Raw genomic sequence first — 15,820 nt, 5'->3', positions numbered from 1 at the left:
TTATGTCTATGTTGAATTATAACCTTTTTTATAGCTGCCTCAAAATGGCTTTCTTGGTGTATCAAAAAACCAAAAATAATATCCCGAGTCGCATAAATGCTCATCGGGATATTTTTATGAGTGATGTACAGCTAAAGCGCTAAATGGGATTACTCATCACCATTAAGGCCTGCGCGGTTCAATAAGAACTGCGCTAGCATGGATACAGGGCGACCAGTAGCGCCTTTTGCTGCACCTGAACGCCAAGCAGTCCCTGCGATATCAAGGTGTGCCCAGTTATATTTCGTCGCAAAACGAGACAAGAAACAACCCGCGGTGATAGCACCAGCAGGACGGCCACCCGTATTGGCTAAATCAGCAAAATTAGGCGTGATTTGGTCAAAATACTCATCAGCCAGTGGTAGACGCCATGCACGGTCACCCGCTTGCTCTGATGCGTTTAATAACTCATGAGCCAATGGGTTGTGGTTTGACATCAACCCAGTGTAGTGACTGCCTAATGCAATGACACAAGCCCCTGTTAAGGTCGCGATATCAATAACTAGCTCAGGTTCAAAACGCTCAACATAGGTGAGTGCATCACACAGAACTAAACGGCCTTCGGCATCCGTATTGAGGACTTCAACGGTTTGCCCAGACATGGTAGTAAGAATATCACCCGGACGATAAGCACGCCCACCAGGCATGTTTTCACAGCCTGCTAATACCCCAATGACATTAATTGGCAACTGCAATTCAGTGATAAAGCGCATTACACCGTAAACAGAAGCCGCGCCGCACATATCGTATTTCATTTCATCCATGCCTTCGGATGGTTTGATTGAAATACCGCCAGAGTCAAAGGTTAACCCTTTACCTACGAGTACGATAGGTTTGCAGTCGGGATCTGGATTGCCTTTATATTCCATGATGGACATCAGTGATTCATTTTGTGAACCTTGACCCACCGCGAGATAGGCGTTCATTCCTAACTCTTTCATTTGCTCCTCACCAATGACTCGAGTGGTGAGTTTGCTGTCTGAAATATCTGCTAATTGACGTGCTTGAGACGCTAAATAACCTGCGTTACAGATATTTGGTGGCATATTACTTAAATCTTTTGCCGCTTTAACACCTGAAGCAATCGCTAAACCATGGGAAATAGCACGTTCACCACTGGTCAATTCACGGCGAGTTGGCACATTGAAAACCAGTTTACGCAGTGGACGACGATGTTCTGTTTTATTACTTTTCAGTTGATCAAACACATACAGTGATTCTTTGGCTGTTTCGACGGCTTGGCGCACTTTCCAGTAATTATTGCGGCCTTTAACGTGTAATTCAGTTAGGAAGCAGACGGCTTCCATTGAGCCAGTTTCATTCAATGTGCTGATTGTTTTCTGAATAATTTGTTTAAATTGGCGCTCATCTAATTCGCGTTCTTTACCGCAACCGATAAGTAGAATGCGTTCAGACAGAACGTTGGGTACATGATGGAGTAGCAGGGATTGCCCTACTTTACCCTCAAGTTCGCCGCGGCGCAGCAGGGCGCTGATATATCCGTCACTGATTTTGTCCAGCTGTTCAGCAATTGGGGACAGACGGCGTGGTTCAAAGACTCCGACAACAATACAAGCGCTGCGTTGTTTTTCCGGGCTACCACTTTTTACACTAAACTCCATGCGTTCTCCTGAATCTTAAAGACAAAGGCCGATGCTCCCGCTAAAATTAGCGTTTCGCATGATCTACCTCATAGAGAATGAACTCTTTATGTTAAACTAACCATCTATACGCGAAATAGCTCACGTTGTATGCTGTTAATTGCGATACACCATGAAGTATGGCGGGTATATCTGGTTTCTCGAATATTAAGCATGTTCTGATATTTCAACCAGTATAGAGAATGCTTTTATATCATTGTAGCCATACAATAAACTAGAGTATATGTTAGTAAATGGCAGACATCGAACGAACTTAGCCATTTTCTTCCCAAAAGACAAGTTTTCACAGGCGTAATAAGCGTGATCATTATTAGATATTTGGTACGGGAAACCCTGAAAAGTCAGTTAGCCATACTTTTTGTATTGATGCTAATCTTTTTTAGCCAGAAGTCGATAGATATTCTTGGCGCTGCGGTTCAGGGCAACATTCCCTCAAACTTAGTACTTCCTTTACTGGGGTTAGGTGTGCCTGAAATGGCGCAGCTTATCTTACCTTTGAGCCTATTCCTTGGGCTTTTGATGACCTACAGTAAACTTTACACTGAAAGTGAAATCACGGTAATGCACGCCTGCGGTTTAGGTAAAAGTGTTTTAGTAAAAGCCGCGTTAGTCCTAGCGGTCATTACCGCGATGGTTGCGGTGGCTAATATCACATGGATGTTGCCGTGGTCATCTCAATATCAAGAGCAAGTATTGGCTGATGCAAAAGCGAACCCTGGGTTAGCCGCGATGGTGGAAGGGCAATTTAAAACCACTAAAGATGGCAATTATGTCCTGTACATTGGTGATGTAAAAGGTAGTAATTTTAAGAACGTATTTCTTGCACAGCTACGCGCTGCAAATGAACAACGGCCTTCAGTTGTGGTGGCTGATAGCGGTTATATGAAAGAAGACCCCGATGGCCGACAAGTCGTTGTTTTAAACGAAGGTACTCGCTATGAAGGAACCGCGTTACTGCGAGATTTTCGAATAACTGACTTTGTTAATTACCAAGCTATTGTTGACCACCAAACCGCAGAAACGCGTAGTGACCGAGTCGAGCAAAAAAATATGCTACAACTGTGGTCTGAAAATACTCCTGAAGTGAACGCGGAGTTCCATTGGCGTTTAACGATTGTATTCTCCGTTGTCGTTATGGCCTTGATGGTCGTGCCATTAAGCGAGGTTAATCCACGTCAAGGACGGGTATTAAGTATGCTTCCAGCGATGCTGCTATACCTCATTTTCTTTTTATTACAAAGTACATTGCGTAATAGTGCCGATAAGGGTGACCTTGACCCAAGGTATACTATGTGGGCGGTGAATGTGGGGTATTTGATATTAGCGATAGTCCTAAATGCGTGGAATACCGTCCCAATGCGACGTATGCGTCTTAAATTGAGTAAAGGGGTTGCCTGATGTTTGGTGTTTTAGATAGGTATATCGGTCGGACCATTTTAAATTCGATTTTAGTGACGCTATTTCTGCTCGTTTCACTGGCAGGGATCATTAAATTTGTCGAGCAGCTTCGCAAAGTGGGTGATGGCGACTATACGGCATTGAGCGCAGGTGTATTCACTTTATTAACTGTCCCAAAAGATATTGATATCTTCTTTCCAATGGCAGCCTTGTTGGGAGCACTCATGGGGTTAGGGGCACTGGCTTCACGTAGTGAGCTAGTCGTCATGCAAGCTTCCGGTTTTACCCGCTTACAAATCGCATTATCGGTGATGAAAACAGCAGTTCCATTGGTCATTGTCGCAATGTTTATTGGTGAGTGGATCGCACCTGCGGGAGAACAGTGGGCAAGAAATTATCGCGCAGAAAAAATCGTGGGTAACTCATTAGTTGTGACAGATGAAGGTATGTGGGCAAAAGATGCCAATGATTTTATTCATATTCAGCGGATTAATAATGCGACATCGATTCAAGATGTGTCGATTTATCGTTTTGATGACCAACGTAAATTGAAGTCGGTGATGTTTGCTGCGAATGGTGAGTACGATTCGACAAATCAGCTTTGGGTGTTATCTCAAGTGGATGAGTCAATTCTAAGTAGCGAGAAAAAAATCACAGGTTCACAGCGATTGACGGTGGATTGGAAGACCAACCTAACCCCAGAAAAACTAGGAATAGTTTCACTGAATGCTGATTCGCTATCAATCCGCGGCCTGTATCAATATGTCTCATATTTAAAAGAAAGTGGCCAAGTGGCTGCGGTTTATGAGCTGAGCATGTGGAAAAAAATCCTCGCACCACTTTCTGCGGCAGTTATGATGCTAATGGCAGTTTCATTTATTTTTGGGCCGTTACGTACCGTTCCTATGGGCGTTCGTGTTATTTCAGGTATTGTGGGGGGATTCCTCTTTTACGTACTTAACCAAGGATTCGGTAATTGGAGCTTAGTGTATTCGGTGCCACCGATTATTGCAGCAGCATTGCCAAGCGTCCTATTCCTGATAGTAAGTATCACATTGTTAGTTAAACGAAAATAACCGTTTATAGGCAAATAAAGGGCTGTGCGTCTTCGGAGGCACAGCCCTTTTTCTTTTTAGCATCGCTGACTTAGCAGGGCATTACCTAAGTGACAAATAATCCCTAACAGTTTGTTTTTAGGGTGAAAAATAAAGTATTGCAGCTTATTTTCCTCTGATGCAGGGATATACTCACCTTTAACACCAATGACATTGCAACGGCTTTTGTTAGCTAATTGTTGGGCGTAAGAAAACATTCCACCGTTAGCGGTATATGACTGACGAAGAGGGTAGGCGTAATTCCATACTTTTTCGGTAAATTCATTTTGTGCTTTTTGGCGAGTGTTATCGACTAACTGTTTATATTCAGCGGTTTTTTCTAACTCTTTTTGATTGTTTCCCAGTTTGAGATAATTAAGCTGGCTAAGATCGATTTCTATCTGAGTAGGCTGCTGGGGAGTGGGGTAAGCTGTGTGGTGATTATAGATTTTTCTGAGCCGTAAAACTAATTCAGATGCTCTACCTTGTTTAATCGTGGAAGGGGGCAGTATATGGTGTGAGAAAAGTGAAGATATGTTCATCTGACTTCCTATTTTAACAAAATGAGAGAGAAAATAATCCTAGCTTTTCGGCAGGTAAAAACATTGTATAAAGCGACATCGAGAGTGAAATAATAGCTTGAAGGGCCAAGCTATTATATTTATCAGGTAACGACATGGTTTTGCTAACTATTTTGGCGGTTATAACTCAGCGTTTTTTACTGTTAGCTAAAAAGTGTATAACCGAGTGCGCTGATAAAGGCGATAAATGGCGGTTGTGGCCGAAATAATTTTCTTTTGGGGAGGGCTGCGTGAGGCTGGGGATCCATCGCTAAAATATTTTCACCGCTTTTATTAGCCAGTTGTTGAGCTAAAGAAAAAATGCCTCGTTTCATCCCATTATGTGTTTTGAATTTGAAAGCAGCAGAACATTCTTCTCGATAAATACGCCGCTCTTCTTGTCGATAGGCTTTAATCGCTAGCATTTCAAAATCATCAGAATAGCTTTTGGGGATTGAGATAGTTATTGATCTTGCTTTTAACTCTTTTGGGCTGTTAATACAGTGGTTTTTAATATCATTCAGAATGTTATTAAACTCGATTGGGCTAATTTTACGTTGTGGTTCGGAATGATAGTTCAGTATTGTTGAGGAGTTCTTGGTTCTCATTATGGACTCTTATAAGTAAATGACATTACTAAAATATTATCGAGAACCTAATAAAATTGATTATAAAAAAGGCTAAGAAAATTATCAAAAACAGCCTGAATATCTCAGGCTGTTGTCGCAATTAATGTAATAATGCGGGTAAATCCACGTTTTAAGGTTGGGGTGTAACTCGCCATTGCTTGTAACGCTTCGGCGGTACTCCTTCAATGTTTCCCATACGCATGGTTAGCAGACAGTGAAGCGACCAGTTCGTTAACTCCAATTGTTAATTTACTGAATTTACTGTTATCTTTGCGGGTCATCACCACAAATACCCCAATATTTTGCTGTGGGATCATCGCCATATAGGTATTAAACCCACCGCCACCGCCAGTTTTTTGATAAATTCCCGGAGTGCCGTTTTTAGGCTTCATATACACCCACCCAAGACCGAGCCCATCAGCATGGCCTGCAACATCCATCCCTTTAATTTCTAAAAGCTTTTCGCGTGGAAAATAGATGCCTTGTTCACGGGCTGCTGTGACTTTTCTTAAGTTACTGTCTGTCGATAAAAATTGCTGCATCCATTTTTGCATATCTGCAGGGGTAGAATACACGCCACCACTTCCTGCTGCTGCGAGTGTGTTATGGCAAGGGCTTGGTTTTGTTCCTTCCATTAACCGTGCGCACTGCGCATTATTGGGGGTATAAGTGGTATTCGTCATTTTGGCGGGAGACGTCACATAGTGGTTAAATAATTGCGGGTAAGAGACTCCCGAAGCTTTAACCATCGCATCAGCCAATAAGTCATATGCTAAGTTGGAATAAGAAGCTTCTGTGCCTGGTGTCGCATCTAACTTACCTGTTTTTAGCCATGTCCAACGGTTATCTTGAGTTGGCCAAATAAAAACAGGGCGGCCCCATTTTCCACCGGGTTGTTCTCGAGGTAATCCACTGGTATGGCTCGCTAAATGATATAAGCGAATAGGCTGCCCGCTGGCATTATCAGGCACATTAACGCCGTGGTAGGCATACAGCTGTAACGGATCAGTAATTAACAGCTTCTTATCCTGTTCGAGCTTAATTAATATTTCGCTTGTCATTAATTTGGTAATTGATGCAATGCGAATTAATGAATTTGGACCGGGTTTTTTACCATTGCCAGGTGCGGTTTCACCATAATAGCGTGATAACGCCTGATTATTATCGATAACAATGATTGCCATGCCCCGTGCATTGCTTTCATTAAAAATGCGGTTAGCATACAAATCGACAATCTTAGCGACGCGCTCGTAAGTCCTTCTATCTCCCTCAAAAACCTGCCAATCTGAGGATTCAATATCATTACTTTGCAGAAACTTTGGTGCTTTTTCTGTCTTACTTGAGCACGCCATTAACACCAAAGACAATGCAGATACAGACAGAATTTTTAGAAATGATTTCTTCATGTTGGAAGCCAGCCGATATGATTGTTTGCAAATGACCTTTCAGCCAATATTATTTTTTCTTAGCGAAAATCTTCATTACGACACCAATTAAGATGCCAATAAAGATACCTGTTGCTATCCACCCAACAAAACCCATGATTAAACCTTAAATATTGACATTAGATTGCAGATAAACTAACAAAAATAATGACCTGCCGCCAGCCACAGAGCCTTGCGATAAGAAAAATAATTTGGGAGAAGTTAACATACTCATTAATAGATATATAAACAAAAGAAGCTTTCTTTGTGATTTTATCAGATCTAAGGAATATGCTTTTTTTTTAATCGAACAAACAGTATCTTCACGAATAAGTGTTGCCAGTAGACACAAGGCAAGTATAATGGCAGCGTTTTCCAAGAAACACATCACTTCGTGCCGGAGTGGCGGAATTGGTAGACGCAGTTGATTCAAAATCAACCGCCTTCGGGTGTGCCGGTTCGAGTCCGGCCTTCGGCACCATAAGAACATCAAGAGACGTCAACCGACGTCTTTTTTTGTATCTGAAATCCCAGTTTTACAAGGCTTTTCCCCACTTTTCAGTCTTCCCAAGTATACTAAGGTCAACCCACATCAAGTACCTATTGTTGGTATATGTGTTGGTATCTCTCGATTCGATAATAGTTTGTACCAACGCAAGGAGATAAATTATGGCTCTTACTGATGCTAAAGTCAGGGCTGCCAAGCCTTTGGATAAATCGTATAAATTGACTGATGGTGATGGTATGCACTTGATGGTACATACCAACGGCTCAAAATATTGGCGTTTACAGTATCGCTTTGGCGGTAAGCAAAAAATGTTAGCTCTGGGTGTTTACCCTGATATTTCACTCGCAGAAGCCAGAGAGAAAAGAGATGCCGCCAGAAAGTTAATTGCTAACGGATTTGATCCAAGCGAAAAACGCAAAGAAGTGAAAGAAGAGCAACAAAAAGAATTTAATACATTCGAGAAGGTTGCACGTGATTGGCATGCAACAAATAAGAAGTGGTCGGAAGGGCATAGCCATCGAGTTCTAAAAAGTCTTGAGGACAATATCTTCGCTGCTATTGGTAAACGTAATATTGCCGAACTGAAAACTCGTGATCTCCTCGAACCGATTAAAGCTGTAGAGATGTCTGGACGTCTTGAGGTCGCTGCACGTTTACAACAACGTGTGACAGCTATTATGCGTTATGCCGTACAAAGCGGTTTAATCGACTATAACCCTGCACAAGATATGGCTGGCGCAGTTGCGACAGGCAAACGAGTTCATAGAGCGGCATTAGAGCTTAAACGCCTACCTGAGTTCTTACAACGCATCGATGATTATAAGGGAAGACCTTTAACTAAACTTGCAGTCAAACTTACCTTATTAGTCTTTATTCGTTCCAGCGAACTGCGTTTTGCACGTTGGGATGAAATCGATTTTGAAAATGCCATGTGGACGATACCTGCTGAACGAGAAGCGATAGAAGGCGTTAAACACTCACATCGCGGATCAAAAATGCGTACTACTCACTTAGTACCTTTAAGTCGACAAGCCATTGAGATCTTAAAACAGATCTATCAATTCAGCGGCAACCACGAACTGATCTTTATCGGCGATCATAATCCTAGAAAGCCAATGAGTGAGAACACGGTAAACAACGCATTACGTGTGATGGGCTATGACACTAAGACGGAGGTGTGTGGTCATGGTTTCAGAACGATGGCATGTAGTTCGTTAATTGAGTCAGGGCTATGGTCGAAGGATGCTGTAGAAAGGCAGATGAGCCACCAAGAGCGTAATTCAGTCAGGGCTGCTTATATTCATAAGGCGGAGCATATTGAGGAAAGGCGGCTGATGGTACAGTGGTGGGCGGATTATCTGGATGCGAATAGGGAGAGGGAGATTTCACCGTTTAGTTTTGCTAAGTTGGGTGACTCATTAAAGGAGATTTAAATTAGGTTATTGATTTATTAGAGTATAAAGAATGGTTTCCGCGGCATGATGAGTTGATATTGCATGAGAAGGAATTTAATTCAGTATGGATTGAAATTCAGCTCGTGCATATTGACAAGAATGTTATTCGTGGCGCGTATAACTATGCTCAGTATTTGGAGGGTGTAAAATTATGCAATGGTATGTAGATTACATGGATGAGTTGGGGGAGGGGCGTAATTTGGGGGAACTTTTAACTAAAACTAGCTATCCTTATTTGTGGTAGTATACAGGTAAATATTTTAATCAAAATAAATTGTAATTAATTATAAAAAATTAAGCTCAGATATATTTTAATTCTTTAATATATCACAAAATTGAATTCATCTTTAATGGACTAGTTTGAGGATATTGATATGAATGTGAGTGGTTTTACTATTAATCCTATTTTATGGCAAAGTCTTAGAAACTGTCAGAAAGAAAGTATTAGAACTGCACTTAGTTACTTGAGAAAACCATTAAATGAAGATATTAATTCTTGCTTAATTAGTTTACCTACAGGTGCTGGAAAATCTGGTGTAATCAGTATTTTATCACATAAGGCTACACAAAAAAGAGTCTTAGTACTATGTCATCGAAGAGCTGTATGTGATCAGCTTTTCAAGGAGATAAATGGAAAATTTTTTAACGATAGAGCAAAAAATGAAGAAATCACACTCAAGCCAGTATTTGATTGTGTAAATGATATTTCTAAAAATGGAATTTATGTTTCCACTTTCCAAAAATTGCAAACTTTTACCAGTGATCAACTTGAGCTGTTAAAGCAAAATATAGACCTTATTATTATTGATGAAGGACATGCTGAACCTTCACCAGTTTGGAGCACTTTAGTTCGAGGTTTTGATGCTCACAAAATTGTTATTACGGCAACTCCTTACCGTAATGATCTATTTCAATTCGATATTACGTCTGATGCTAGTTATATTTATACTTTTGAAAGAGCGCTGGCTGATAATGTTTTAAAAGATCCTACTTTTATATCTGTGGCCCCTGATAATTTAGTCTCAAATATTCGTCAGTTCTTAGATATGAATGAAGGGATAAAATGCATAATAAAATGTGAAAAATTTGAAGATATAAGTCACTATTACCAGCTGTTAACTGATGAATTTAATGTTCTGGCAATTCATGAGCAGTTTATGAGAGACGAAAGGGAAAATGTAAAAGTTTCCGTTCCTGCAGATATTAAAAATTCTAGCTATGAAGTAATTATTCATCAGCGAAAACTTGATGAAGGTATCGATATCCCTCAAGCAAAATTGTTAGTATTGACTTATACGGTAAATAGTGGGAGAGAGTTAGTCCAAACTATTGGGCGGGTTGTTCGTTTATACGAGGAAGTGGAACCAATAGTTTTAGAAATAAATAATGATGCAAATGAAAAAATGTGGCAAAACTACAGACAATTTGATAGTTCACTTAATAGTTCAGCTGCGGTTAAAAAATTTATAGCCTCCTTAGATAGTAATAAACTGATTGAGCGGTATTTGGAAGCATTCCCTAATGCTAGCTATTATGGAAATCGTTTTGTAAGCAAGTTTGATTTAAACACATTTGATCCAATAAAATCATTAAATATTCCAACAGCTTCTATCTGTTTTCTAAACCAATCAACAGGTTTTTGTAGTCAGCTAATGTCTGATCAGCTTTATTGGCGTTGCAATAAAGAAGGTGAGCTTGCGAAAGAGTTTGATACTGAAATGGGTATTCGTGGCATTATATCTATTGCCTTTAATAAATCTAGATTTTTGACAGATCAGTTTTTCTTCGAACCATCGCTTGAGATTACATTGTTTAAACAACTATCAAATAATGTTGTTGCTATTTATGATAGCCGTGGACGTCGGTTTAGTGGCGATAAAGATTTAAATCTTGGTTCTGTATTGTCTCAAGATAAGTTATTTAATGTGATGTCATTGGGTGAGTCGTCATCAGCAAAGGAAACGAGCAGTAAATCAATCAGTTCTGCAAGAAAACGACCAGAGAGTATTGCTGTAAAAGGTCGTAATTTAGAGCAAATGATTGACATACAATCAAATGCATCATATAGGCTAGCGACTATGAGATGTGATACATATGATCAGTGGAAAAAAAAGAAAGGTAGTTATTACGTAGGTATTGATTCTGGCCGTATATCAGATCAAAAGGAATCATCATTTAGTTTAGCAGACTTGAATGACTGGCTTTTGGGTATTGATAATGTGATATCTGCGAATATAAATCTAAATAATGCATTGGTTCACTCATATGCAAAACCAATTCTAGTTGATGAAACTTTTGAAGTACAGAGTTTGATTTTTGATTTTTTAACTGATTTCAATTCACCTATTCATCTTTTGATAAATGGCAATAGATACTCTCTGGATAATTCATTTTTATATTTGGAATATAATGATGGTGCTTTACTTGTTGAGGGTATTGATGAGAGTAAAATATTAGTTAATTTACAAAGTGAAGAACCATTTTTAAATATAGTGCCAGAAACAGATATGCTTTATTCAATAGATGGTGAAAATTATCAAGAAATAAAAAATCTTCTCAATGAAAAATTATACAAAGCTTTGCTTGCTGATGGAATAGGATTTTCTCAAGGAAAATTTTATCAATTAAAGTTACCATTGGCGGAAACTTTTGAACTAGGTACTTCTAACCTTGCTAATGTAATTATAGGTCTTGATTCTTTGCTTGGAGATAATCTAGATGAGAAAGGCTATCAAAACAATAATTATCAAATTATAAATGAAGGTTTTTGTTCTGACTCTATTTTTTATTTGGTAGATCAATTGAAATCTAATGGTTTAGCTAATCCCACTCTACGTGATCTAGGTCCATTTGCTCCATATATCCCAGAAGCCGATTTATTAATTATTACTGACATGGGCACTGAACCTGCAGATTTTATTGTTTCATCTAAAAATAAGTTGGTTTTTGTTCATGTAAAATGCGGTAGTTCTGTTAATCCTCAATCATCTGCAGGCGCGCTTGCGGAAGTTGGTACTCAAGCTATTAAAAATATCGAAATGCTTATTAGCAGTGATGTCAACTTACGACCAAGTAATTGGGGAAGACTTAGTACTGCTTGGCCTTCATCAGGAGCGACTCAATGCATTCGTGAAAGGATTCGAATTTTTAACGGTGATTTGTTTAGTGCCCATAATGAACAGGATAGGCAAGAAAGACTCAACGAACTTTGGGATACTGTCGCTGCAAGAAGACGTTCTACTGCCGTTAAGAAAGAAATTTGGATTGTATCAGCAAATAGTTTTTCTGCTGATCATTTTGAAAATCAATTAAAACTTGGCCCAGAGGCAAATGGTGAAACATTACAAGCTTTTCAATTAATCAATAGTTGGTTAGCGACAGCTCATGACTATGATGTGGATCTTAAAATATTTGTTTCGCCATAGACGAATAACTATAAAAACAATATGTTATAAAATGATAATATAATTTATATATGTCACAAGTCATAACTATACTAGCCACTTTCGATTTGTGGCTATTTTTTATTGTGGCATTGTATTTTCTAACAATATTTTTTTATCCAATTGGATATGCTATTAATATCGAAAGCTCGCAGCCCGTATTCCTTGTTAAGTAATATTTCTGGTAAAAATTCATCATATTTTTCAAGGCATTTTTCTGAGATTTTTTCCGCTAAGACTGATTCTGTAGGTAATCCCTCTCGAAGAATGTTAGCTAGCATCTGTTTAACTTCAATAACTGTTGTTTTTTCAACTTCAATAACACCTGCGAATGAGCCTGCTTTAAAGCCATGTAGGATAAGCAATGCTGACAGAGTATTTACAGTTTGATCGCCCAACCAAGGGAAAATATAAACATGCTGTCCCTGTTGGATAAAATATTCCGAAGCTAGATTATTACTACGAAAACATTGTAGCCCCTCATCAAATAATGCTCTGGCTGTAGTATCAGCAAAATCAGCTTTACGATCATCAATAGCGATACGGTAGTCGCCTTCTTGATAAATCATAAACATTTCTTGGCGAACGATATCATGAATAGACATTCCTTCACCGCCAAAAATAGGTGGTTGCCCTCCCTTTGTTGTTTCGACATAAATAATTTTTTTTTCATCGTCGATATCAGTCACTTTCCAGCGTCGCCCACCAAAAATAATATGCTGTTCTGGCATTAGTGGTGAATCAACAGGAATGGAACCTAGTGTTTTATTTCCTGCAACAATACGAAACTCTTCTGGGGTATTGAATACGGCATAAAAAGTGTACTGATTAACGTGATATTCACCTTCTACTCCGAGAACTAATTCACCACTAGAAGTTTGCGTCAGAAATTGATGTTTCCCCATATGGTGTAACAGCATTTTAAAGTCATCGATGCAAACGTTTCGAAACGGTCCTTGTTGACATAACTGTAGCCAGAGTTGATCTGCTCGTACACCTCCCCATTGTGCAATAATCGCCAATATTTGGTGAAACAGCGTGGAATAATGCATTTGACGAATATCCGCTGGCTCAAACCATTTACTGCCAATAAGTAAGCGTATCATTGCCAATGACTGAACAAGCTGAAGCCTGAGTTGGTCAACTATACCTGATGTAGGCACCAGTTCATTCTCGGCAATTAACATTCTTAATATAGCGGGAGAACCACGTCGGCCTGAACGGCCCATTCGCTGGCGTAAACTAGTGACGGAGTGAGGGGCAGTAACTTGCACTACAGAGCTAACTTTACCAATATCAATACCGAGTTCTAAAGTCATTGTACAAATAGCGGTGGTAGGGATATTACCTTTCTGGAGCCGTTGTTCGAGCGTTTCTCGCAGCTCTTTTGATAATGAGCCATGATGAGGAAAGAACTCATTGGGGACGATATTCATTTCACTGAGATCGCTAAGTGTAGCTGCAATACTTTCTGTTCTCTTACGGCTATTAGCAAACACTAAATGGGAATCACCACGGCAAAATCGAAAAATATCGTGGCAGATTTGTATTTCGGCTGACATAGGGGGTTGCTTGCCTGAAATGACTAGAGGTTCCAAATAGCCCTTAACCTGTACCTTCAGTGTAGAGTGAGTTTGATTGTCAGTAACTATATCACAGGGCAAACTTTGATTCGGTCGGAGAGATAATGGTACTTGTTCCAGTTCACCTAGAGTGGCACTTAACGCGACTCTGGGTATCGGATTATTAATCCTTCCTAGAAGATGGTCGATACGGTTTAATAAAGAGAGAAGCTGCATACCTCGCTCGGATCCGATAAAGGCATGAAACTCGTCAATGACGATATAAGATAATGGAGTAAAAGCCTGTTTTAGCCATCCTGTATTACGGATAAGCATTGCTTCTAGTGATTCAGGCGTTATCAGTAAAATCCCAGAAGGATTTTTTTTAATCTTTAATTTTTTGCTTTGTGTAACATCGCCGTGCCAAGGTGTGACTGGCATTTCTAGTGTATCACCTAAGCTTTCCAATCGTCGGTACTGGTCATTAATTAAGGCTTTTAACGGGCTAATATACAAAATTCCAAAGCCATTCCTAATGTTTGCAGTCACAGAGCAGGCTGGTAGAAAAAAAGCTTCAGTTTTACCCGCGGCGGTAGCCGCGCTGATTAACACATCTCTATCACCAGACAATATTGAAGGAATTGCTTTTTTTTGCAGCTCTCGGAGATCTGTCCAGCCTTGCCGATATATCCACTTTTGTATGCGTGGATCTAACAACTGATATTCAGCCGTCATAATTTGAAATCCGCGAGGCCGTCCTCATCAGTATTCCCTGTTGATATAATTTCATCCATATCACTCGGCTTCTCTTTCTCAATGGTGACATTTGAAATTAATTGAGTCCATTGAATGGAAGGGTTTTGTTCGAGTACAGCTAGCATGTCTAGGAAAGCTTTAATGGTGTTTCGTGGTGTACGAAAGTAAGCATCACCGATAGTATTACTACAATGGTGTAAAAATGCTGTTAATGCCTCATCAGGAACAAGATAGTTATCCATGTTTCCGCTGGAGTAAACGTGACGAAGATTTTTTAGCAAGATATATAATTCTTCGGGTGTCAGACTTGCTAAATGTAGTGATGGAGATGAATAATCAATAACCCCCGCTCGCTGAGCAAAACTATTTTCAGCTAATCGTGATTGGAGCGCTTCGTAACTGTATAATCCCTTACGTGGATCAAATAGGAACTCCGGTGTGCCGCCAAGTAAAAAACCAATATACTCAGCCGTTCCTTGTAGACAATCATTTAAAATACGAAGTATTTGCTCATAGTTAGCAACCCGGGCTTGGGTATTACTCAGTTTGTATAAATTAACTAGTTCATCCAAATTAATCAGCAAACCAGCATATCCAGCTTGTCGAACAAATAGACTCATTAGCTTTAGTGAGTCATAAAAGGAAGAGTCCGAAATAATGGAACGTACACCTAGGTCGATACGAGCGTCGGTTTTTGTCGTGTATTCACCCCTCAACCACCGGATAGCATTTGATCTTAATGTTTCATTATCTTGCTCATAACCCAGCCAGTAACTCTCAATAACTTTAGCAAAGTCATAGCCACCAACCATATCAGAGAGCTCAGAAAGTTTTTGATGAATGATTGTCGGAACAGAGGAGTTTTTACTATCGGCTTCCTTTCTAGCTTCGGTGATAAACCGCTCAACCACGGTTAATAAAGCATTGCCATCCGGTTTGCTTCGAGTGGATAGATTTTTCATTAGTTCTGAATAGAGGTTGCGTGCCTGCCCTCCTGTAGCATGAATACGGCGCTCTGGTGATAAATCAGCACTGACAGTTACTAGCTTTTTCTCTAATGCAATTGAACGAACGACACTTAGAAAAAATGTCTTACCTGAACCGTAATCTCCGATAATTAGTCGGAAACACGCACCGCCATCAACAATACGCTCGATATCTTGATACAAAGCTTTTATTTCGTTAACTCGACCAACTTGAATATACTGGATACCAATTTTAGGGGTCACGCCTGATTTCAATGAGTTAATAATGGCGTCTCGTTCTTTGAGTCGAATACGAATATCAGACAT

The 15,820-nt window shown here is 39.7% G+C and carries 10 protein-coding genes and 1 tRNA gene; 5 read left to right on the top strand and 6 right to left on the bottom strand.

Annotation, left to right across the window (positions count from 1 at the left end; all coding sequences use genetic code 11):
• Positions 1–149: 149 nt before the first annotated feature.
• Entirely contained in the window at positions 150–1,661 is a 1,512-nt protein-coding gene (pepA, locus tag P3L40_RS20540; RefSeq protein ID WP_004264329.1) for a leucyl aminopeptidase, read from the bottom strand.
• A 339-nt stretch (positions 1,662–2,000) separates the two neighbouring features.
• On the opposite strand from pepA, the gene lptF reads away from it, so the two are divergent.
• Together lptF and lptG are read left to right on the top strand one after the other, a co-directional pair.
• The gene (gene lptF / locus P3L40_RS20535; RefSeq protein WP_036958756.1) at positions 2,001–3,098 is read left to right on the top strand and encodes an LPS export ABC transporter permease LptF; all 1,098 of its coding nucleotides are present in this window, start codon (positions 2,001–2,003) and stop codon (positions 3,096–3,098) included.
• The gene (gene lptG, locus P3L40_RS20530; protein ID WP_004264322.1) at positions 3,098–4,174 is read left to right on the top strand and encodes an LPS export ABC transporter permease LptG; all 1,077 of its coding nucleotides are present in this window, start codon (positions 3,098–3,100) and stop codon (positions 4,172–4,174) included. The genes lptF and lptG overlap by 1 nt, the downstream gene beginning before the upstream one ends.
• A gap of 56 nt (positions 4,175–4,230) precedes the next feature.
• Here lptG and P3L40_RS20525 read toward each other — a convergent pair whose 3' ends face one another.
• From P3L40_RS20525 to ampH, 3 genes are all read right to left on the bottom strand, one after another.
• Positions 4,231–4,734, bottom strand: a complete 504-nt coding sequence (locus P3L40_RS20525) for a hypothetical protein (protein WP_210853021.1) — start codon at positions 4,732–4,734, stop codon at positions 4,231–4,233.
• 182 nt (positions 4,735–4,916) lie between these two features.
• On the bottom strand, positions 4,917–5,360 hold the full coding sequence (locus P3L40_RS20520; RefSeq protein ID WP_136134054.1) for a hypothetical protein: 444 nt from the start codon (positions 5,358–5,360) through the stop codon (positions 4,917–4,919).
• A gap of 203 nt (positions 5,361–5,563) precedes the next feature.
• The gene (gene ampH / locus P3L40_RS20515) at positions 5,564–6,787 is read right to left on the bottom strand and encodes a D-alanyl-D-alanine-carboxypeptidase/endopeptidase AmpH (RefSeq protein WP_210853024.1); all 1,224 of its coding nucleotides are present in this window, start codon (positions 6,785–6,787) and stop codon (positions 5,564–5,566) included.
• 414 nt (positions 6,788–7,201) lie between these two features.
• Here ampH and P3L40_RS20510 point away from each other — a divergent pair.
• From P3L40_RS20510 to P3L40_RS20495, 3 genes are all read left to right on the top strand, one after another.
• A tRNA-Leu gene (locus P3L40_RS20510) sits at positions 7,202–7,286 on the top strand.
• A 188-nt stretch (positions 7,287–7,474) separates the two neighbouring features.
• The gene (locus P3L40_RS20505) at positions 7,475–8,746 is read left to right on the top strand and encodes a tyrosine-type recombinase/integrase (RefSeq protein ID WP_154637201.1); all 1,272 of its coding nucleotides are present in this window, start codon (positions 7,475–7,477) and stop codon (positions 8,744–8,746) included.
• 395 nt (positions 8,747–9,141) lie between these two features.
• Entirely contained in the window at positions 9,142–12,192 is a 3,051-nt protein-coding gene (locus tag P3L40_RS20495) for a DEAD/DEAH box helicase (RefSeq protein ID WP_154637200.1), read from the top strand.
• Positions 12,193–12,311: 119 nt separating this feature from the next.
• On the opposite strand, the gene P3L40_RS20490 is transcribed toward P3L40_RS20495, so the two are convergent.
• Together P3L40_RS20490 and P3L40_RS20485 are read right to left on the bottom strand one after the other, a co-directional pair.
• Positions 12,312–14,507 carry a DEAD/DEAH box helicase gene (locus P3L40_RS20490; RefSeq protein ID WP_154637199.1) on the bottom strand — a complete coding sequence of 732 codons (2,196 nt, stop codon included), beginning with the start codon at positions 14,505–14,507 and terminating at the stop codon, positions 12,312–12,314.
• Entirely contained in the window at positions 14,504–15,820 is a 1,317-nt protein-coding gene (locus tag P3L40_RS20485; protein WP_071548674.1) for an ATP-binding protein, read from the bottom strand. The genes P3L40_RS20490 and P3L40_RS20485 overlap by 4 nt, the downstream gene beginning before the upstream one ends.

This window comes from Providencia sp. PROV040 (assembly GCF_032706145.1).
In the GTDB taxonomy this organism is placed as follows: domain Bacteria; phylum Pseudomonadota; class Gammaproteobacteria; order Enterobacterales; family Enterobacteriaceae; genus Providencia; species Providencia hangzhouensis.
The sequence above is the reverse complement of the archived record's forward strand: the minus strand, read 5'-3'. Positions and strand labels throughout refer to the sequence as shown.

Coding starts and splice junctions, on each gene's coding strand:
- pepA (WP_004264329.1), bottom strand. CDS start 1,661: ATGGAGTTTAGTGTAAAAAGTGGTAGCCCGGAAAAACAACGCAGCGCT.
- lptG (WP_004264322.1), top strand. CDS start 3,098: ATGTTTGGTGTTTTAGATAGGTATATCGGTCGGACCATTTTAAATTCG.
- P3L40_RS20525 (WP_210853021.1), bottom strand. CDS start 4,734: ATGAACATATCTTCACTTTTCTCACACCATATACTGCCCCCTTCCACG.
- P3L40_RS20520 (WP_136134054.1), bottom strand. CDS start 5,360: ATGAGAACCAAGAACTCCTCAACAATACTGAACTATCATTCCGAACCA.
- ampH (WP_210853024.1), bottom strand. CDS start 6,787: ATGAAGAAATCATTTCTAAAAATTCTGTCTGTATCTGCATTGTCTTTG.
- P3L40_RS20505 (WP_154637201.1), top strand. CDS start 7,475: ATGGCTCTTACTGATGCTAAAGTCAGGGCTGCCAAGCCTTTGGATAAA.
- P3L40_RS20495 (WP_154637200.1), top strand. CDS start 9,142: ATGAATGTGAGTGGTTTTACTATTAATCCTATTTTATGGCAAAGTCTT.
- P3L40_RS20490 (WP_154637199.1), bottom strand. CDS start 14,507: ATGACGGCTGAATATCAGTTGTTAGATCCACGCATACAAAAGTGGATA.
- P3L40_RS20485 (WP_071548674.1), bottom strand. CDS start 15,820: ATGTCTGATATTCGTATTCGACTCAAAGAACGAGACGCCATTATTAAC.